Raw genomic sequence first — 18629 nt, 5'->3', positions numbered from 1 at the left:
CTCTGTAGCCGCTGCCGCAGGCTGCGATAAGGGCCGAAGGCCCTTCCTGGGCCCTGAAAAGCAGCGCCCGCTTCGCGGTCGATCGCAGCCTTCGGCAGCGGCTACAACGATTGGCGCAACCCACACAGGCCTTTGCTTGCCGCTGGGGGCAGCGGTCTTTAGACTTACGCCTCATTTAAACGAGAGCAGGGTCGATGCCAACTGCCTTTCCCGCCGATTCCGTTGGTCTGGTGACGCCGCAAGTGGCGCATTTCAGCGAGCCCCTGGCCCTGGCCTGCGGCCGCTCCCTGCCAGCCTATGATCTGATCTACGAAACCTACGGCCAGCTGAACGCCACGGCGAGCAATGCCGTGCTGATCTGCCACGCCCTGTCCGGCCATCACCACGCCGCCGGCTACCACAGCCCCGACGACCGCAAGCCGGGCTGGTGGGACAGCTGCATCGGCCCGGGCAAGCCGATCGACACCAACAAGTTCTTCGTCGTCAGCCTGAACAACCTCGGCGGTTGCAATGGCTCCACCGGCCCGAGCAGCATCAACCCGGACACCGGCAAGCCGTTCGGCGCCGATTTCCCGGTGCTGACCGTGGAAGACTGGGTGCACAGCCAGGCGCGCCTGGCCGACCGCATCGGCATCCACCAGTGGGCCGCCGTGATCGGCGGCAGCCTGGGCGGCATGCAGGCCCTGCAATGGACCATCACCTACCCGGACCGGGTGCGCCATTGCCTGGCCATTGCTTCGGCGCCCAAGCTGTCGGCGCAGAACATCGCCTTCAACGAAGTGGCGCGCCAGGCCATCCTCACCGACCCCGAATTCCACGGCGGTTCGTTCCAGGAACAGGGCGTGATCCCCAAGCGCGGGCTGATGCTGGCGCGGATGGTCGGGCACATCACCTACCTGTCCGACGACTCCATGGGCGAGAAATTCGGCCGTGGCCTGAAGAGCGAAAAGCTCAACTACGACTTCCACAGCGTCGAGTTCCAGGTCGAAAGCTACCTGCGTTATCAGGGCGAGGAGTTCTCCGGGCGGTTCGACGCCAACACCTACCTGCTGATGACCAAGGCCCTGGATTACTTCGATCCGGCGGCGAACTTCGACGATAACCTGGCGAAAACCTTCGAAGGCGCCAAGGCCAAGTTCTGCGTGATGTCCTTCACCACCGACTGGCGCTTCTCCCCGGCCCGCTCGCGGGAGCTGGTGGATGCCCTGATGGCCGCGCGCAAGGACGTCAGCTACCTGGAAATCGATGCCCCACAGGGCCACGACGCCTTTCTGATTCCGATCCCGCGTTACCTGCAGGCGTTCGGCAACTACATGAACCGTATAACACTGTGAGGACGCCATGAGAGCTGATCTGGAAATCATCCAGGAATGGATCCCCGCCGGCAGCCGCGTGCTCGACCTCGGTTGCGGCAATGGCGAACTGCTGAGCTGGCTGCGCGATCACAAGCAAGTCACCGGCTACGGCCTGGAAAACGACCCGGACAACATCGCCGAGTGCGTGGCCAAGGGCATCAACGTCATCGAGCAGGACCTGGACAAGGGCCTGGGCAACTTCGCCAGCAACAGCTTCGACATCGTGGTCATGACCCAGGCCCTGCAGGCCGTGCACTACCCGGACCGGATCCTCGACGAAATGCTGCGGGTCGGCCGCCAGTGCATCATCACCTTCCCCAACTTCGGCCACTGGCGCTGCCGCTGGTACCTGGCCAGCAAGGGGCGGATGCCGGTCTCCGAATTCCTGCCGTACACCTGGTACAACACGCCGAACATTCACTTCTGCACGTTCGAGGACTTTGAAGAGCTTTGCCGCGAACGTGAAGCCAAGGTCATCGATCGCCTTGCGGTGGATCAACAGCACCGGCACGGGTGGGCCAGTAAGCTATGGCCTAATCTGTTAGGTGAGATCGGCATCTACCGCGTCAGCAGCCCCGGCCTGCAGGATCACCAGATCGCGGTATAAACCAGGTTCAAAAGGAGAACGATCATGGGTCGCTTGGTTACTTTTCTATTGGCAGCGTGCCTGAGCGCATCGGCAATGGCCGCCGAGCCCATCAAGGGCGAGCGCCAGGAAGTGTTCGGTGACGTGACCGTGCACTACAACACCTTCAACTCCACCTTCCTGCAACCGGATATCGCCAAGGCCGCGGAGCTGGTGCGCAGCAAGAACCAGGGCGTGATCAACGTTTCCGTGCTCAAGGCCGGCAAACCGCTGATCGCCCAGGTCACCGGGACCGTCAAGGACCTGACCAGCCAGTCGGTGCCGCTGAAATTCAAGCAGGTCACCGAACAGGGCGCGATCTACTACATCGCCCAGTACCCGGTGGAACAGCAGGAAACCCGCACCTTCGAAATCAAGGTGCAGACCGGTGACGCGATCAACACCATCAACTTCAACCAAGAGCTTTTCCCCGGCGAATGATGACTTTTACCCAACTCGTACTGGCCAGCCATAACGCCGGCAAGCTCAAGGAACTCCAGGCCATGCTCGGCGACTCGGTGCACCTGCGCTCGATCGGCGAGTTCAGCAGCGTCGAACCGGAAGAAACCGGCCTGTCGTTCGTCGAGAACGCCATCCTCAAGGCCCGCAACGCTTCGCGCATTTCCGGCCTGCCGGCGCTGGCGGACGATTCCGGCCTGGCGGTGGACTTCCTCGGCGGCGCGCCAGGCATCTACTCGGCGCGCTACGCCGACGGCCAGGGCGACGCGGCGAACAACGCCAAGCTGCTGGACGCCCTGAAGGACGTTCCCGAGGCCGAGCGCGGCGCGCAGTTCGTCTGCGTCCTGGCGCTGGTGCGACATGCCGAGGATCCGCTGCCGATCCTCTGCGAAGGCCTGTGGCACGGGCGCATCCTCACGGCCGCCAGCGGCAAACACGGTTTCGGCTACGACCCGCTGTTCTGGGTGCCGGAGCGCAACTGCTCCAGCGCCGAGCTGGACCCGATCCAAAAGAACCAACTCAGCCATCGCGCCCGCGCCATGGCCATTCTGCGGCAACGCCTGAGCCTGTAATGACCATTGATTCGTCCGCGCCACCGCTGATTCTCGGCGGTGCGCAAACGCCCCGGGCGGCCCTGCCCCAGCTGCCGCCCCTGGCGCTGTACATCCACATCCCGTGGTGTGTACGCAAATGCCCTTACTGCGACTTCAACTCCCACGCCGCCAGCCCGGTGCTGCCGGAAGAAGAGTACGTCGACGCCCTGCTGGCCGACCTCGACCAGGACCTGTCCGCCGTCTACGGCCGCGAGCTGAGTTCGATCTTCTTCGGCGGCGGCACGCCGAGCCTGTTCAGCGCCCAGGCCCTGGGCCGGTTGCTCAAAGGCGTGGAGCAACGCATCCCGTTCGCCCGCGACATCGAGATCACCCTGGAAGCCAACCCCGGGACCTTCGAACAGGAGAAGTTCACCGCCTATCGCGCCCTGGGCATCAATCGCCTGTCGATCGGCATCCAGAGTTTCCAGGAAGACAAGCTCAAGGCCCTGGGCCGCATCCACAATGGCGACGAAGCCGTGCGCGCCGCCGGCATGGCGCGCCAGGCCGGGTTCGACAACTTCAACCTGGACCTGATGCACGGCCTGCCCGACCAGTCCCTGGACGACGCCCTGGGCGACCTGCGCCAGGCCATCGCCATGAAGCCGACCCACCTGTCCTGGTACCAGCTGACCCTGGAACCCAATACGGTGTTCTGGAACCAGCCGCCGACGCTGCCGGAAGACGACACCCTGTGGGACATCCAGGAAGCCGGCCAGGCGCTTTTGGCCGAGCACGGCTACGTCCAGTACGAAGTCTCGGCCTATGCCCAGCCCGGTCGGGCGGCCCGGCACAACCTCAATTACTGGAGCTTCGGCGACTTCATCGGCATCGGCGCCGGGGCACACGGCAAGCTCAGCCATCCAGACGGGCGCATCGTGCGCACCTGGAAGACCCGCCTGCCCAAGGACTACCTCAACCCGGCGAAAAACTTCAAGGCCGGCGAAAAGGACCTGAGCAATGAAGAGCTGCCGTTCGAGTTCCTGATGAACGCCCTGCGCCTGACCGAAGGCGTCGAGGCGCGGCTGTATCCGCAGCGTACCGGGCTGCCCCTGGAAAGCCTCGCCGAAGGTCGCCGCGACGCCGAACAAAGCGGCCTCTTACAGGTCGAACCGTCACGCCTGGCCGCCACCCCGCGCGGCCAGCTGTTCCTCAATGACTTGCTGCAGAAATTTCTAAGCTGATTTCAGCCCTAAGGGAAAACGAATGGATTTGATACTCGACCTGCTCGCTACCGTGTCCCGCTGGAGTCGCAGCAACCTTTCAGAAATCTCCCTGGCCCTCGTCGGCTGCCTGTTGGTGCTGTTCGGCGCCGATATCAAGGGCTGGGTCGAAGCACGCCTGGGCGGCCTCGCCGGCGCCCTGCGCGTCCCGATGATGGCGCTGCTGTGCATGATCGGCAGCGGCGCGGCGCTGATCTACGCCACGCCATGGATCGTCCGCGGCCTGAGCCAGTTCAACAACTACAGCCTGGCGCCGGTGCTGCTGGTGGTGCTGGTGCTGATCGGCGTGGTCGCCGACCGTCGCTGACCTGTAGCCGCTGCCGCAGGCTGCGATTGGCTGCGCAGCAGCCATAAACCCAGACACTGCGTTACACCTGACGTATCGCATCGACAGGCTTGGCGGTCGCTTCGCAACCGATCGCAGCCTGCGGCAGCGGCTACATGACTTATGCACAAGGATGAATATGAGCAGGAAAGCCGCCGAAGAAGTCAGCAAGTTCCTCAGCTACGTGCTGCGTCACGAGCCGCAGGCGATTGGCCTGCAGCTGGACAGCGAAGGCTGGGCCGAAGTCGAGGCCTTGATCGGCGGTGCAAGCAGGGAAGGACGCCAGTTGACGCCCGAACTGATCGCCGAGGTGGTTGCCAGCAACGACAAGAAGCGCTTTGCCCTGTCCGAGGACAGCCAGCGTATCCGCGCCGTGCAAGGTCATTCCAGCAAGACCGTGAACCTGCAACTGGCCGAGCAGCAGCCACCGGCCGTGCTTTACCACGGCACTGCCACGCGGTTCATCGACGCGATCAACGAGAAAGGCCTGATCCCAGGCTCACGTCATCACGTGCACCTGTCACAGGACCCGGCAACCGCCGAAGCAGTGGGGCAACGTTACGGGAAGGTGGTGATACTCAAGATCGCCGCACAGGATATGCAGGCGCAGGGCTTCAAGTTCTATCAGGCGGAGAACGGGGTCTGGCTGACCGATCACGTTCCCGTCGATTTCCTCTCGCCCCTGTAGGAGCGAAGCTTGCTCGCGATAGCGGACTTCGCAGCGCCGCTATCTTTCAGCCTGGCAGCCGATCGCGAGCAATCGAGCATCGATCGGATGCTCCTACACAGCAGGGCTCACGCCAGCTTTTCGAACTTCAGGTCCCACACCCCATGACCCAGGCGCTCGCCGCGGCGCTCGAACTTGGTGATCGGGCGTTCGGCCGGGCGTGGCACGCACTTGCCGTCTTCGGCCAGGTTGCGGTAACCCGGCGCGACATTCATCACTTCCAGCATGTACTCGGCGTAAGGCTCCCAGTCGGTGGCCATATGCAGGATGCCGCCGACCCTCAGCTTGCTGCGCACCAGCTCGGCGAAGGACGCCTGGACGATACGCCGCTTGTGGTGACGGCTCTTGTGCCACGGATCGGGGAAAAACAGCATCAGGCGATCCAGGCTGTTATCGGCGATGCAGCGGTTGAGCACTTCGATCGCATCGCAATCGTAAACCCGCAGGTTGGTCAGGCCCTGGGTCAGCACGCCGTTGAGCAACGCGCCGACCCCCGGACGGTGCACTTCCACACCAATGAAATCCTGCTCCGGCGCGGCCGCGGCCATTTCCAGCAGCGAGTGGCCCATGCCGAAGCCGATTTCCAGGGAGCGTGGTGCCGAGCGACCAAACACCTGATCGAAATCCACCGGCGCGTTGGCCAGCGGCAGCACATACAGCGGCGCGCCCTGCTCCAGGCCGCGCTGCTGGCCTTCGGTCATGCGCCCGGCGCGCATCACGAAACTCTTGATGCGGCGGTGTTGGCGCTCGTCGCCGGCTTCCGGCTGGATTGGCGTGTCGTTTGATTCAGTCATCAATGGCTCTTACTTGATCAGACCATCCAGCGGCGAGGAGGCGCTGGCATAGAGTTTCTTCGGCATGCGGCCGGCGAGGTACGCCAGGCGGCCTGCCACAATGGCGTGCTTCATGGCTTCGGCCATCAGCACCGGTTGTTGCGCATGGGCGATGGCCGAGTTCATCAGCACCGCTTCGCAACCCAGTTCCATGGCGATGGTGGCGTCGGAGGCAGTGCCGACACCGGCATCCACCAGCACCGGGACCTTGGCTTCTTCGAGGATAATCTGCAGGTTGTACGGGTTGCAGATCCCCAGGCCGGTACCGATCAGGCCGGCCAGCGGCATGACCGCGATGCAGCCCATTTCCGCCAGCTGGCGAGCGATGATCGGGTCATCGCTGGTGTACACCATCACGTCGAAACCTTCCTTGACCAGCACTTCGGCGGCCTTGAGGGTTTCCAGCACGTTGGGGAACAGGGTTTTCTGGTCAGCCAGTACTTCCAGCTTCACCAGATTGTGACCGTCGAGCAGCTCACGGGCCAGGCGACAGGTGCGCACGGCTTCGACCGCGTCATAGCAGCCAGCGGTGTTCGGCAGGATGGTGTAGCGATCCGGCGGCAGGATATCCAGCAGGTTCGGTTCGCCCGGGTTCTGCCCGATATTGGTCCGGCGCACGGCGACGGTGACGATCTCGGCCCCCGAGGCTTCGATGGCCAGGCGGGTTTCTTCCATGTCACGGTACTTGCCGGTGCCTACCAGCAAACGCGACTGGTAAGTACGACCGGCCAGGACGAAAGGCTTGTCGCTGCGAACGTTGCTCATCGGAAATCCTCTGTTGGGGTGAGGTTCTTGCAGAATTCGTGGGTGGGGCCAGCCCTGGCCCGGGTGGCTAGCCGCCGCCGATGGCGTGTACCACTTCGACCTGATCGCCCTCGTTGAGGGTGGTCTCGGCGTGCTGGCTGCGCGGGACGATATCCAGGTTGAGTTCGACCGCGATCCGGCGTCCGGTCAGGTCCAGACGGGTCAGCAGGGCCGCAACGGTTTCGCCGTCGGGCAGTTCAAAGGATTCGCCGTTCAACTGAATGCGCATGCCGAATGCCGCCATCATTTTTAGGGGCCAGCATTCTAGCCCGATCAGTCTGGCCGACCCAAGCCATTCGTCTCGAAATGGACCTGCCGGTCAGCTCAACCGCCAGGCGGCAAGACCCAGGCACAACCAGCCGACCAGGAAGGCCAGGCCACCGAAGGGGGTGACGATGCCCAGCTTGCTGAAACCGGTCAGGGTCAGCAGGTAGAGGCTGCCGGAAAACAGCAGGATGCCGATGGCGAACGAAGCGCCGGCCCAGGTCACCAGGCGGCCGGGGATCTGCGTGGCCAGCAGCGCCACGCCCAGCAGCGCCAGGGTGTGCACCAGCTGGTAGGTGACGCCGGTATGGAAAATCGCCAGGTATTCCGCGCTCAGGCGATTTTTCAGGCCATGGGCAGCGAATGCGCCCAGGGCAACGCCGGTAAAGCCGAAAAAGGCGGCCAGCATCAGGAAGCCACGCAGCATGAGGAACTCCAGTCAGAATCGTCGGTCGGGCCTGTATAATGGCGCGCTCAACGGGTTCGGCCAAGCCATCTCTATGCTGCGTTTATTTTTCCGTCGTTTCTCTAAAGCCCTGTTCTGGTTCGCCGTCGGCAGCGTTTTGCTGGTGCTGGTGTTCCGCGTCGTGCCGCCTCCGGGCACGGCCTTGATGGTCGAACGCAAGATCGAATCCTGGATCGACGGCGAGCCCATCGACCTGCAACGCAGCTGGAAACCCTGGGACGAAATCTCCGACGACCTGAAGGTGGCGGTGATCGCCGGCGAAGACCAGAAGTTCCCTGAACACTGGGGGTTCGACATTGGCGCGATCCAGGCCGCCTTCGCCCACAACGAGCGCGGCGGCTCGATTCGCGGCGCCAGCACCCTGAGCCAGCAGGTGGCGAAGAACCTGTTCCTGTGGGCTGGGCGCAGTTGGCTGCGCAAAGGGTTGGAAGCCTGGTTCACCGGGCTGATCGAGATCTTCTGGCCCAAGCAACGGATTCTCGAGGTCTACCTCAACAGCGTTGAGTGGGACGAAGGCGTATTTGGCGCCGAGGCCGCGGCGCGGCACCACTTCGGTGTCAGCGCGGGCTCGCTGTCGCGGCAACAGGCCAGCCTGCTGGCCGCGGTCCTGCCCAACCCTCGGGTATGGAGCGCCAGCCATCCGAGCAGCTACGTGGCACAACGGGCCGGCTGGATCCGCCGGCAGATGAGCCAGTTGGGTGGCGACAGCTACCTGCTGGGCCTGAACGATTCGCGCAAGGCGCTGTGGGCGCAGTGATGCCCAGGATCTGATCGCGCTACAGGCCCGCGTCTTCTTCTGTAGGAGCGAAGCTTGCTCGCGATAGCATCCCCACAGACACCACCGCTCCAACGCCACAAACAAAAACGCCCCGATCGGATCGGGGCGTTTTTTATTGCGTGGCGTATTACGCGGCAATCGACAGCTTGAGCTTGTTCATCGCGCTCTTCTCGAGCTGACGAATACGCTCGGCCGACACGTTGTACTTCTGCGCCAGGTCGTGCAGCGTGGCTTTCTCTTCCGCCAGCCAGCGCTGGTAGAGGATGTCGCGACTGCGGTCGTCCAGCACTTCCAGCGCCTCGTGCAGGTTGCTGGTGGAGTTGTCGGTCCAGTCGGCATCTTCCAGCTGACGGGCCGGATCGTACCGGTGGTCTTCCAGGTAGTTGGCCGGCGATTGGAAGGCGCTGTCGTCATCCGCTTCGGCGGCTGGGTCGAAGGCCATGTCATGGCCGGTCAGGCGGCTTTCCATCTCGCGCACTTCGCGCGGCTCCACACCGAGGCTTTCCGCCACACGATGGACTTCTTCGTTGTTCAACCAGGCCAGGCGCTTCTTCTGGCTGCGCAGGTTGAAGAACAGCTTGCGCTGGGCCTTGGTGGTCGCGACTTTCACGATGCGCCAGTTGCGCAGGATGAACTCGTGGATTTCCGCCTTGATCCAGTGCACGGCGAACGAAACCAGACGCACACCCATTTCCGGGTTGAAGCGTTTTACAGCCTTCATCAGCCCGACATTGCCTTCCTGAATCAGGTCGGCCTGGGCCAGACCGTAGCCGGAATAGCTACGGGCGATATGTACGACAAAACGCAGGTGGGCGAGCACCATCTGCCGAGCCGCCTCAAGATCCTGCTCATAGTAGAGACTCTCGGCCAGTTCACGCTCCTGCTCGGGCGTCAGCAATGGAATGCTGTTCACCGTGTGCACATAGGCCTCCAGGTTCGCACCCGGGACCAAGGCATAAGCAGGTTGCAAAGAAGTGGTCATACGAAAAAACCTCCGACTCACATAACTCGTGCTTATTCAGCACTGCTGAAAATTGACCGGAAACCGCAAAACAAGTTCCCAAAAATTCTAAAAGGTCAATACAAGCAAAAAGACACTATTTCGGCGCCAGCTCCCGCAAGTGGCGGGCGACTGCAATCCACGCACCGATATACCCCAACAACACCGCGCCAAGCAAGAGTGATAGACCATCGGCGACCGGCACGCCAGCCAGGGCAAAATCACTGCCGTACAAACCGGCCAGCCCCACTACCGCATCGTTCAGCCAATCGAGGCCGAACGCCAGAACACCCCAGGACAGAACCCCCGCACCGAAACCATACAGGGCGCCCATATAAAGGAAGGGACGCCGTACATAACTGTCCGTGCCGCCGACGAGTTTAATCACTTCTATCTCGGTGCGGCGGTTTTCAATATGAAGACGAATGGTATTGCCTATCACCAAAAGTAATGCAGAAACCAGCAACACCGTCAGACCGAAGACAAACCGGTCGCCCAGCTTGAGGATCGCCGCCAGCCGCTCGACCCACACCAGGTCCAGTTGCGCCTGTTGCACCTTGGGCATTTCTGCCAGGCGCTGACGCAAGGCTTCCAGGGTTGCCTTGTCCACTTCGTTCGGCGTGACCAGGACCACGCCCGGCAGCGGGTTCTGCGGCAACTCCTTGAGCGCCTCGCCCAGCCCGGACTGCTGCTGGAACTCGTCCAGGGCCTTGTCCTTGCTGATGAACTCGGCATCCGCCACGCCCGGTATGGCCTTGATCTGCTCGCTCAGGCTTTCGCCCTCGGTGGCGCTGGCGTCGAGTTCCAGGTACAGGGAAATCTGCGCCGCGCGCTGCCAGGACCCGCCCAGGCGCTCGACGTTGTTGAGCAACAACGACAAGCCCATCGGCAGGCTCAAGGCCACGGCCATCACCAGGCAGGTGAAGAAGCTGCCGATCGGCTGCTTGCCCAGGCGACGCAGGCTGTCCAGCAGGCTGGCGCGGTGGCTTTCGATCCAGGCATGCAACAGGGTGCCGAAATCCGGGCCGTCGTCTTCGTCGCGCTTTTTCTTCTGCGGCGGCTGGTCCGAGGCTTTCGGAGCCACGCGTTCGGCCACTTTGGGGCTACGGGTCGCACTCATACGCCAGCCTCCCCGTCGCCGATCAATCGGCCGCGTTGCAGGGTCAGCATGCGGTGACGCATGCGCGCGATCAGCGCCAGGTCGTGACTGGCGATCAGCACGCTGGTGCCCAGACGGTTGATATCTTCGAATACGCCCATGATTTCCGCCGCCAGACGCGGGTCGAGGTTACCTGTGGGTTCGTCCGCCAGCAGCAAGGCCGGGCGGTGCACGATGGCGCGGGCAATGCCGACGCGCTGCTGCTGACCGGTGGACAGGTCGCCCGGGTAGAGATCGGTCTTGTCCGAGAGCGCCACGCGCTCCAGGGCCGAGTCCACGCGCTTGGCGATTTCAGCCTTGGACAGGCCGAGGATCTGCAGCGGCAAGGCGACGTTGTTGAAAACGGTGCGATCGAACAGCAGTTGGTGGTTCTGGAACACCACGCCGATCTGCCGCCGCAGGAATGGAATCTGCGCATTGCTGATGGTGCTCAGGTCCTGACCGGCCAACAACAGCTTGCCGCTGGTCGGGCGCTCCATGGCCAGCAGCAACCGCAGCAGCGTGGACTTGCCGGCGCCGGAGTGGCCGGTGACGAACAGAAACTCGCCGCGACGAACCCGGAAACTCAGCTCGTGCAGGCCGACATGGCCATTCGAGTAACGCTTACCGACCTGTTCGAAACGAATCATGAACGCTCCCGCTCGGCAAACAGTGCCTGGACAAAGGGTTCGGCTTCAAAGGTACGCAGGTCATCGATGCCCTCACCGACGCCGATGTAGCGGATCGGCAGGCCGAACTGCTTGGCCAGGGCGAAGATCACCCCGCCTTTAGCGGTGCCATCGAGCTTGGTCAGGGCCAGGCCGGTCAGCTCGACCGTCTGGTTGAACTGCTTGGCCTGGTTGATGGCGTTCTGGCCAGTACCGGCATCGAGCACCAGCAGCACTTCGTGCGGCGCGTCAGCGTCCAGCTTGCCGATCACCCGGCGAACCTTCTTCAACTCTTCCATCAGGTTGTCTTTGGTGTGCAGGCGACCGGCGGTGTCGGCGATCAGCACATCGATGCCACGAGCCTTGGCGGCCTGCACGGCGTCGAAGATCACCGAAGCCGAATCGGCGCCGGTGTGCTGGGCGATGACCGGGATCTTGTTGCGCTCGCCCCAGACTTGCAGCTGTTCCACCGCCGCGGCGCGGAAGGTGTCGCCCGCGGCGAGCATGACCTTCTTGCCTTCGAGCTGCAGCTTCTTGGCCAGCTTGCCGATGGTGGTGGTCTTGCCGGCGCCGTTGACGCCCACCACCAGAATCACGAACGGCTTGGTTTGCGAAGCGATCCGCAGCGGCTGCTCCACCGGCTTGAGCATGCTCGCCAGTTCGGCCTGCAGCGACTTGTACAGCGCATCGACGTCGGTCAGTTGTTTGCGCGCGACCTTCTGGGTCAGGTTCTGAATGATCACCGCGGTGGCTTCCACGCCCACGTCGGCGGTCAGAAGACGGGTTTCGATATCTTCCAGCAGTTCGTCGTCGATGGTCTTCTTGCCCAGGAACAGGCTGGCCATGCCTTCGCCGATGCTGGCGCTGGTCTTGGACAGGCCCTGCTTGAGGCGGGCGAAGAAACCGACCTTGTTTTCCTCGGCACGGGGCGGCTCGACGGCAGCGGGCGCTTCGACCGCCGCGACTGGAGTAACTGGAGTAACTGGAGTAACTGGAGTAACTGGAGCAGCGACAACCGGGGCAGGCTCCGGTTCTGGTACAAGTTCGGGCTTCACGAAAGCCGCGATCACCGGTTGTGGCACATCCTCTTCTTCAATCTGCGCCTGGGCTTCAGCTGGCTCGCTGCTGTGTGCCAACTCGGCCACCAACAGCTCGGCGGCTTGCTGCAGATCGGTCGCGGCCGGAATCGGCGGGGTGATGTGCGGCGCCTGCTCGTCTTCCACCAACGCCACCGGTTCTTCCGCCACCGGCAGGGTCAGCCAGGGCTTGTGCTCGGGATCGGGGGTCAGCGGCAGTTCCGGCGCGGGAGCAGGCTCGGCCGCTGGTGCGGGCTGTTCAGGCTGCCGAATCGGATCGGCGATCGGCGACACCACAGGAGCGGCGACTTCGGCAACCGAGGCTTGCTCTATCACGGGAGCGGGAGCCGGGGCAGGCTCGACAGGGACTTGTGGCTGTTCGACGACGGTTTCCTGCGGCTTTTTGCGCAGCCATCCGAACAGGCCTTTCTTTTCGCCAGCCGCGGCTGGGGTCTTCTTGTCGTCGTTGGAACCAAACATGGAGGACGGCTATCTCAAGGTAGCGACGCGCCATCAAGGCGCACCGGCAAATAAATATTCGATGCAGAACAGACTGCGTTTCCGCCGGCTTGTTCACGCGCAACATTTTGTCGAGGTGCCCAATGGCATCTCAAGGATCGATTTTACTAAAGGACTGAAACGGCAAAATCGGCGAAAAGTCGAAGTCTAGTCGATAAAACAGCACTTCTTGCCGGGAACCCATACAACCTGCTCAAGCACACATTGATCCATGCGAGCCTGATAGGCGTGGCCGCCAGTAAAACGGATCAGTATCCTAGCATCTCCTCGCCCGCCGACGCTAAGACCAAGCGGGCAGTCCAACAGGTTTAAAAAACGAATGAATGCTCTAGCCCGCCGCGCCGCAGGCCTGCTGCTCAGTACGGTTTGTCTGCCCCTTTCAGCCTTGGCTGCCGATCCACAACCCACCCACGAATTCACCCTCGATAACGGCCTCAAGGTCGTGGTCCGCGAAGACCATCGGGCTCCGGTCGTGGTCTCCCAGGTCTGGTACAAAGTCGGCTCCAGTTACGAAACCCCGGGCCAGACCGGTTTGTCCCACGCCCTGGAACACATGATGTTCAAAGGCAGCGAAAAGGTCGGCCCCGGCGAAGCCTCGCTGATCCTGCGCGACCTGGGCGCCGAAGAGAACGCCTTCACCAGCGACGATTTCACCGCCTATTACCAGGTGCTGGCCCGTGACCGCCTGGGCGTGGCCTTCGAGCTGGAAGCCGATCGCATGGCCAGCCTGCGCCTGCCGCCCGACGAGTTCAGCCGCGAAATCGAAGTGATCAAGGAAGAGCGCCGCCTGCGCACCGACGACAAGCCGATGTCCAAGGCCTTCGAGCGCTTCAAGGCGATGGCCTATCCGGCCAGCGGCTACCACACGCCGACCATCGGCTGGATGGCCGACCTCAACCGGATGAAGGTCGAGGAACTGCGCCACTGGTATGAATCCTGGTACGTGCCGAACAATGCCACCCTGGTGGTGGTCGGCGACGTGACCCCGGACGAAGTCAAAACCCTGGCCCAACGTTATTTCGGCGCCATTCCCAAGCGCGCCGTGCCCGCGGCGAAGATTCCCCTGGAACTGGCCGAGCCCGGCGAGCGGCAGATCACCCTTCGGGTGAAGACCCAGCTCCCGAGCGTGATGCTGGCCTTCAACGTGCCGAGCATCGCCACCGCCGAAGACAAGCATTCGGTGCACGCCCTGCGCCTGATCGCCGCGCTGCTCGACGGCGGCTACAGCGCCCGCATCCCGACCCGCCTGGAGCGCGGCGAAGAGCTGGTGTCCGGCGGCTCGTCGAGCTTCGACGCCTACACCCGCGGCGACAGCCTGTTCCTGCTTTCGGCCATGCCCAACAGCCAGAAGAAGAAAACCATCGCCCAGGCCGAAGCCGGGCTGTGGCGCCTGCTCGAAGAGCTGAAAACCACCCCGCCGACCGCCGAAGAACTGGAACGCGTGCGCGCCCAGGTGATCGCCGGCCTGGTCTACGAACGTGACTCCATCACCAGCCAGGCCACCGCCATCGGCCAGCTGGAAACCGTCGGCCTGTCCTGGAAACTCATGGACACCGAACTCGCCGAACTGCAAAGCGTGACCCCTGAAGACATCCAGAAGGCCGCTCGTACCTATTTCACCCGCGAACGCCTGAGCGTTGCCCACGTATTGCCTGAGGAGTCCGCTCATGAGTAAGCGCAAAAGCGCCAGCCCGGTCCTGCTCGGCCTGGCACTCGTGGCCCTGATCACCGCCGCCGGCCTTTATCTGCTGCGCGCGGACCCATCCGACGCCAGCCAGGCGCTGGACAAGGCCAAGAGCAGCCAGAAGCTGCAATCCTTGACCGAGCTCGACGGTAAGGCCCCAAGCCGCCGCAGCCTCGACATCAAGACCTGGAGCACCGCCGAAGGCGCCAAGGTACTGTTCGTCGAAGCCCATGAGCTGCCGATGTTCGACATGCGCCTGACCTTCGCCGCCGGCAGCAGCCAGGATGGCGACGCGCCAGGCCTGGCGATGCTGACCAACGCCATGCTCAACGAAGGCGTGGCCGGCAAGGATGTCGGCGCGATCGCCGAAGGTTTCGAGGGCCTGGGTGCCGATTTCGGCAACGGTGCCTACAAGGACATGGCCATCGCGTCCCTGCGCAGCCTCAGCGCGCCGGACAAACGCACGCCGGCCCTGCAGCTGTTCGCCGATGTCGTCGGCAAGCCGACCTTCCCGGCCGACTCCCTGGCGCGCATCAAGAACCAGATGCTCGCCGGCTTCGAGTACCAGAAGCAGAACCCCGGCAAGCTGGCGAGCCTGGAACTGATGAAACGCCTGTACGGCAGCCATCCGTATGCCCATTCCAGCGATGGCACCGCGCAAAGCGTGCCGCCGATCAGCCTGGCCCAACTGCGGGCGTTCCACGCCAAAGCCTATGCCGCCGGCAACGTGGTGATCGCATTGGTGGGCGACCTGTCGCGCAGCGATGCCGAGGCAATTGCCGCGCAGATCTCCGCCGCCCTGCCCAAAGGCCCGGCGCTGGCGAAAATCCCGCAACCGAGCGAGCCACAAGCCAGCATCGGCCATATCGAATACCCCTCCAGCCAGACCAGCCTGCTGCTGGCGCAACTGGGCATCGATCGTGACGACCCGGACTACGCCGCGTTGTCCCTGGGCAACCAGATCCTTGGCGGTGGTGGTTTTGGCACCCGGCTGATGAGCGAAGTGCGCGAGAAGCGCGGCCTGACCTACGGCGTCTATTCCGGCTTCAGCCCGATGCAGGCCCGTGGCCCGTTCATGATCAACCTGCAAACCCGTGCCGAAATGAGCGAGGGCACCCTCAAGCTGGTGCAGGACGTGCTCGCCGACTACCTCAAGACCGGCCCGACCCAGAAGGAACTCGACGACGCCAAGCGCGAACTGGCCGGCAGCTTCCCGCTGTCCACCGCCAGCAACGCCGACATCGTCGGCCAACTGGGCGCCATCGGCTTCTACAACCTGCCGCTGAGCTATCTTGAAGACTTCATGCAGCAGTCCCAGAGCCTGACCGTGGAGCAGGTCCGGGACGTGCTGAACAAGCATCTGGGCGCCGACAAGATGGTCATCGTCACCGCCGGCCCGACCGTGCCGCAAAAGCCGTTGCCGGCCCCAACTGACAAACCCGCCGAGCAGCCGCTCGGGGTTCCGGAGCACTAATGGCCAGCCCATCGCGTCCCAGCAAGAAACCCGTCCATAACCAGCACAACGGTGTGGGCCAACTGCGCATCATCGGCGGCGAGTGGCGCAGCCGCCGCCTGAGCTTCCCCGATGTGCCGGGCCTGCGCCCGACTCCGGACCGGGTGCGCGAGACCCTGTTCAACTGGCTGGCGCCCTATGTCGCCGGGGCCAAGGTGCTCGACCTATTCGCCGGCAGCGGCGCGCTGTTTCTCGAAGCCCTGTCCCGTGGCGCCGCCATGGGCCAGGCGCTGGATGCCAGCAACCTGGCCGTGTCGCGCCTGCGCGAACACCTGGGCACCCTGCGCTGCACCGTCGGCCAGGTGCAGACCGCCGACGCCCTGCGTTACCTGGAAACCCAGCCGGCCAGCCGTTTCGACCTGGTGTTCCTCGACCCGCCGTTCCATCAGAACCTGCTGCCGGCCACCTGTGCCCTGCTGGAAGAACGCGACTGGCTGGCCGACGACGCCTGGGTCTATACCGAAAGTGAAACCGCGCCTTCGACCCTCGGCCTCCCGGCGAACTGGCGCCTGCACCGCGAGCAAAAATCCGGGCAGGTGTACTACGCCTTGTGGCAACGTACGGCAGAGATCGCCGGTTAAACCACTGGCCTGAAAAGGTGCGCAACCCCGCCGGGGACGCGCACCGCTGCTACGAGAATCACCGTGCCTACTCCGTCAGATCGCTTCATTCCCGCCTTCGGCCTCGGCAACCCGCACCTGCAGACCCTGTGGGGCCCGCTATGGCGCAAGACCACTCACCTCGAGCGCCAGCGCGAACGCCTGTGGCTCGACGACGGCGACTTTCTCGATCTCGACTGGCACGGCCCGCACTCCGCCACCGCGCCCCTGGTGCTGGTGCTGCACGGCCTGACCGGCTCTTCCAACTCGCCTTACGTGGCCGGCCTGCAAAAGGCCCTGGCGAGCCAGGGCTGGGCCAGCGCGGCGTTGAACTGGCGAGGCTGCTCGGGCGAACCCAACCTGCTGCCGCGCAGCTATCACTCGGGGGCCAGCGAAGACCTGGCCGCCGCCATCGACCACCTGCGCAGCAAACGCCCGCAGGCCCCGCTGTTCGCGGTGGGCTACTCGCTGGGCGGCAATGTATTGCTCAAGCACCTGGGGGAAAGCGGCAGCGCCAGCCAGCTGCAAGGCGCCGTCGCGGTGTCGGTGCCATTTCGCCTGGACCAGTGCGCCGACCGCATCGGCCAGGGGTTTTCCAAGGTCTACCAGGCGCATTTCATGCGCGAGATGCTGGCCTACATCAAGGACAAGCAACGCCAGTTCCAGCACGACGGGCGCCATGAGGGCCTGGCCGTGCTGGAGCGGCTGGGGCCGCTGGAGAAGATGCGCACCTTCTGGGACTTCGACGGCCGGGTCACCGCGCCGCTGAATGGCTTCGCCGATGCCCAGGACTATTACCGGCGCGCCTCCAGCCGTTATTTCCTCGGGGAAATCCGCACACAAACCCTGATCATCCAGGCCGCGGACGATCCTTTCGTGTTCCCCCACAGCCTGCCGGAAGCCGGCGAGCTGTCCGACAGCACCCACCTCGAGCTGCAGGCCAAGGGTGGGCACGTCGGTTTTGTCGAGGGTTCGGTGAAGACTCCGGGTTACTACCTGGAGCGGCGCATTCCCCAGTGGCTGTCCAGCCTGGGGGGCGAGTTGTGATGAATGGCGGCCAGGGCGAGTCGATCCGTTTCTGGCAGACCGCGCCCCTGGCCGGCGTGGAGTTGCTGGCCGCGCGCTACATCGAGCATCGCTTCGTGCCCCATGTGCATGACGGCTATGTGATCGGCATGATCATGGACGGCGCCCAGCGCTACCGTTATCGCGGCGCCGAGCATCTGGCGGGGCGTGGCACCCTGGTGCTGATCAACCCGGACGAGCTGCACACCGGCCACAAAGGCACCGAGGACGGCTGGCTGTACCGGGCGTTTTATCCGGACAACGCGCAGATCCTCGCCATGCTCGGCGAGCTGGAACTACCCACCGACAGCCTGCCGGCCTTCGGCGCCACGCTGTATCGCGACCCCGATCTGGTCAGCGGTTTCTGCCAGTTGCATCAACTGCTGGAAAGCCCGGCCACCGCCCTGCAACAACAGACCCTGTGGCGGGAAATGATGCTCTTGCTGCTGCGGCGTCACGCCGGAGTCAAGGCGCCGGGCAAACCCGGGCGGGAACACCGGGCGATCGTCCAGGCCAAGGAGTTGCTGCAAGCGCAGCTGGCGGCCCCGCCCTCCCTGGAGGAGCTGGCCGCGGCGGTGAATCTCTCGCCGTTCCATTTCGCCCGAGTGTTCCGCCGCGCCACCGGCATGCCGCCGCACACCTGGCTGATGCAACAGCGCATCGCCCAGGCCCGGGCACTGCTGCGCGACGGCTGCCTGCCGCTGGAAGTGGCGACACAATTGGGGTTCGCCGACCAGAGCCATCTGAGCCGGCAGTTCAAGCAGGTCTACGGCGTGGGGCCGGCGGCCTATCGCAGCGCCCGCCAGTCCCTCTGAAACAGCGCCTGCCCCTGTAGGAGCGAAGCTTGCTCGCGAAAAACATCTCAGGCGACGCGGCCCTGCAGAAACAACGCAGCGCCTGGATCGCGAGCAAGCTTCG

Annotated in this window: 21 protein-coding genes; 13 read left to right on the top strand and 8 right to left on the bottom strand. The window is 63.8% G+C overall.

Features of this window, described 5'->3' with window-relative positions; translation table 11 throughout:
* Positions 1-194: 194 nt before the first annotated feature.
* The 7 genes from metX (at position 195) to AC07VU_RS06330 (ending at position 5265) form a co-directional block, all read left to right on the top strand.
* A complete protein-coding gene (gene metX / locus AC07VU_RS06360) occupies positions 195-1334 on the top strand; it encodes a homoserine O-succinyltransferase MetX (RefSeq protein ID WP_009046028.1) in 1140 nt (379 codons plus the stop codon).
* Between the two features lie 7 nt (positions 1335-1341).
* On the top strand, positions 1342-1962 hold the full coding sequence (gene metW, locus AC07VU_RS06355) for a methionine biosynthesis protein MetW (RefSeq protein ID WP_007921185.1): 621 nt from the start codon (positions 1342-1344) through the stop codon (positions 1960-1962).
* A 24-nt stretch (positions 1963-1986) separates the two neighbouring features.
* Complete coding sequence (locus AC07VU_RS06350) at positions 1987-2421, top strand: DUF4426 domain-containing protein (protein ID WP_277589782.1); 435 nt, start codon at positions 1987-1989, stop codon at positions 2419-2421.
* On the top strand, positions 2418-3011 hold the full coding sequence (rdgB, locus tag AC07VU_RS06345) for an RdgB/HAM1 family non-canonical purine NTP pyrophosphatase (protein WP_277589783.1): 594 nt from the start codon (positions 2418-2420) through the stop codon (positions 3009-3011). The genes AC07VU_RS06350 and rdgB overlap by 4 nt, the downstream gene beginning before the upstream one ends.
* The gene (gene hemW, locus AC07VU_RS06340) at positions 3011-4213 is read left to right on the top strand and encodes a radical SAM family heme chaperone HemW (protein WP_495029623.1); all 1203 of its coding nucleotides are present in this window, start codon (positions 3011-3013) and stop codon (positions 4211-4213) included. Before rdgB ends, hemW begins: the two co-directional genes overlap by 1 nt.
* Positions 4214-4235: 22 nt before the next feature.
* Positions 4236-4559, top strand: a complete 324-nt coding sequence (locus tag AC07VU_RS06335) for a DUF3392 domain-containing protein (protein WP_007921199.1) — start codon at positions 4236-4238, stop codon at positions 4557-4559.
* 157 nt (positions 4560-4716) lie between these two features.
* Positions 4717-5265, top strand: a complete 549-nt coding sequence (locus AC07VU_RS06330) for an RNA 2'-phosphotransferase (RefSeq protein WP_274304928.1) — start codon at positions 4717-4719, stop codon at positions 5263-5265.
* Between the two features lie 107 nt (positions 5266-5372).
* Here the strand turns inward: AC07VU_RS06330 and trmB are convergent, their stop codons facing one another.
* From trmB to AC07VU_RS06310, 4 genes are all read right to left on the bottom strand, one after another.
* The gene (gene trmB / locus AC07VU_RS06325) at positions 5373-6098 is read right to left on the bottom strand and encodes a tRNA (guanosine(46)-N7)-methyltransferase TrmB (protein WP_495029622.1); all 726 of its coding nucleotides are present in this window, start codon (positions 6096-6098) and stop codon (positions 5373-5375) included.
* Positions 6099-6107: 9 nt separating this feature from the next.
* Positions 6108-6902 carry a thiazole synthase gene (locus AC07VU_RS06320; protein ID WP_007921204.1) on the bottom strand — a complete coding sequence of 265 codons (795 nt, stop codon included), beginning with the start codon at positions 6900-6902 and terminating at the stop codon, positions 6108-6110.
* Positions 6903-6969: 67 nt separating this feature from the next.
* Entirely contained in the window at positions 6970-7170 is a 201-nt protein-coding gene (gene thiS, locus AC07VU_RS06315; protein WP_007921206.1) for a sulfur carrier protein ThiS, read from the bottom strand.
* Positions 7171-7260: 90 nt separating this feature from the next.
* Positions 7261-7632: a DUF423 domain-containing protein gene (locus tag AC07VU_RS06310; protein WP_102680478.1), complete on the bottom strand. Its 372-nt coding sequence runs from the start codon at positions 7630-7632 to the stop codon at positions 7261-7263.
* A 73-nt stretch (positions 7633-7705) separates the two neighbouring features.
* Here AC07VU_RS06310 and mtgA point away from each other — a divergent pair, with 73 nt between their 5' ends.
* Complete coding sequence (mtgA, locus tag AC07VU_RS06305) at positions 7706-8428, top strand: monofunctional biosynthetic peptidoglycan transglycosylase (protein ID WP_150053300.1); 723 nt, start codon at positions 7706-7708, stop codon at positions 8426-8428.
* Between the two features lie 148 nt (positions 8429-8576).
* Here the strand turns inward: mtgA and rpoH are convergent, their stop codons facing one another.
* The 4 genes from rpoH to ftsY form a co-directional block, all read right to left on the bottom strand.
* Positions 8577-9431, bottom strand: coding sequence for an RNA polymerase sigma factor RpoH (rpoH, locus tag AC07VU_RS06300; protein WP_007921212.1), 855 nt, complete (start codon positions 9429-9431; stop codon positions 8577-8579).
* Between the two features lie 115 nt (positions 9432-9546).
* Positions 9547-10569, bottom strand: a complete 1023-nt coding sequence (gene ftsX, locus AC07VU_RS06295; RefSeq protein WP_495029621.1) for a permease-like cell division protein FtsX — start codon at positions 10567-10569, stop codon at positions 9547-9549.
* Entirely contained in the window at positions 10566-11237 is a 672-nt protein-coding gene (ftsE, locus tag AC07VU_RS06290; protein ID WP_007921216.1) for a cell division ATP-binding protein FtsE, read from the bottom strand. Before ftsE ends, ftsX begins: the two co-directional genes overlap by 4 nt.
* Entirely contained in the window at positions 11234-12811 is a 1578-nt protein-coding gene (gene ftsY / locus AC07VU_RS06285) for a signal recognition particle-docking protein FtsY (protein WP_495029620.1), read from the bottom strand. Before ftsY ends, ftsE begins: the two co-directional genes overlap by 4 nt.
* 358 nt (positions 12812-13169) lie before the next feature.
* Between ftsY and AC07VU_RS06280 the strand changes: the two genes are divergently transcribed.
* The 5 genes from AC07VU_RS06280 to AC07VU_RS06260 all read left to right on the top strand — a co-directional run bounded on the left by AC07VU_RS06280 (position 13170) and on the right by AC07VU_RS06260 (position 18526).
* Positions 13170-14525 (top strand): M16 family metallopeptidase, encoded by a 1356-nt coding sequence (locus AC07VU_RS06280; protein WP_007921220.1) that lies wholly within the window; start codon positions 13170-13172, stop codon positions 14523-14525.
* The gene (locus AC07VU_RS06275; protein ID WP_277589788.1) at positions 14518-16008 is read left to right on the top strand and encodes a M16 family metallopeptidase; all 1491 of its coding nucleotides are present in this window, start codon (positions 14518-14520) and stop codon (positions 16006-16008) included. The genes AC07VU_RS06280 and AC07VU_RS06275 overlap by 8 nt, the downstream gene beginning before the upstream one ends.
* On the top strand, positions 16008-16628 hold the full coding sequence (gene rsmD, locus AC07VU_RS06270) for a 16S rRNA (guanine(966)-N(2))-methyltransferase RsmD (RefSeq protein WP_053262995.1): 621 nt from the start codon (positions 16008-16010) through the stop codon (positions 16626-16628). The genes AC07VU_RS06275 and rsmD overlap by 1 nt, the downstream gene beginning before the upstream one ends.
* 63 nt (positions 16629-16691) lie before the next feature.
* On the top strand, positions 16692-17693 hold the full coding sequence (locus tag AC07VU_RS06265) for a hydrolase (RefSeq protein WP_274304933.1): 1002 nt from the start codon (positions 16692-16694) through the stop codon (positions 17691-17693).
* On the top strand, positions 17693-18526 hold the full coding sequence (locus tag AC07VU_RS06260) for an AraC family transcriptional regulator (RefSeq protein ID WP_053262997.1): 834 nt from the start codon (positions 17693-17695) through the stop codon (positions 18524-18526). Before AC07VU_RS06265 ends, AC07VU_RS06260 begins: the two co-directional genes overlap by 1 nt.
* Positions 18527-18629: the final 103 nt, after the last annotated feature.

The sequence above is a fragment of the Pseudomonas sp. GW821-FHT02B10 genome, from assembly GCF_059421865.1.
This window is presented reverse-complemented; position numbering and strand designations above follow the sequence as displayed.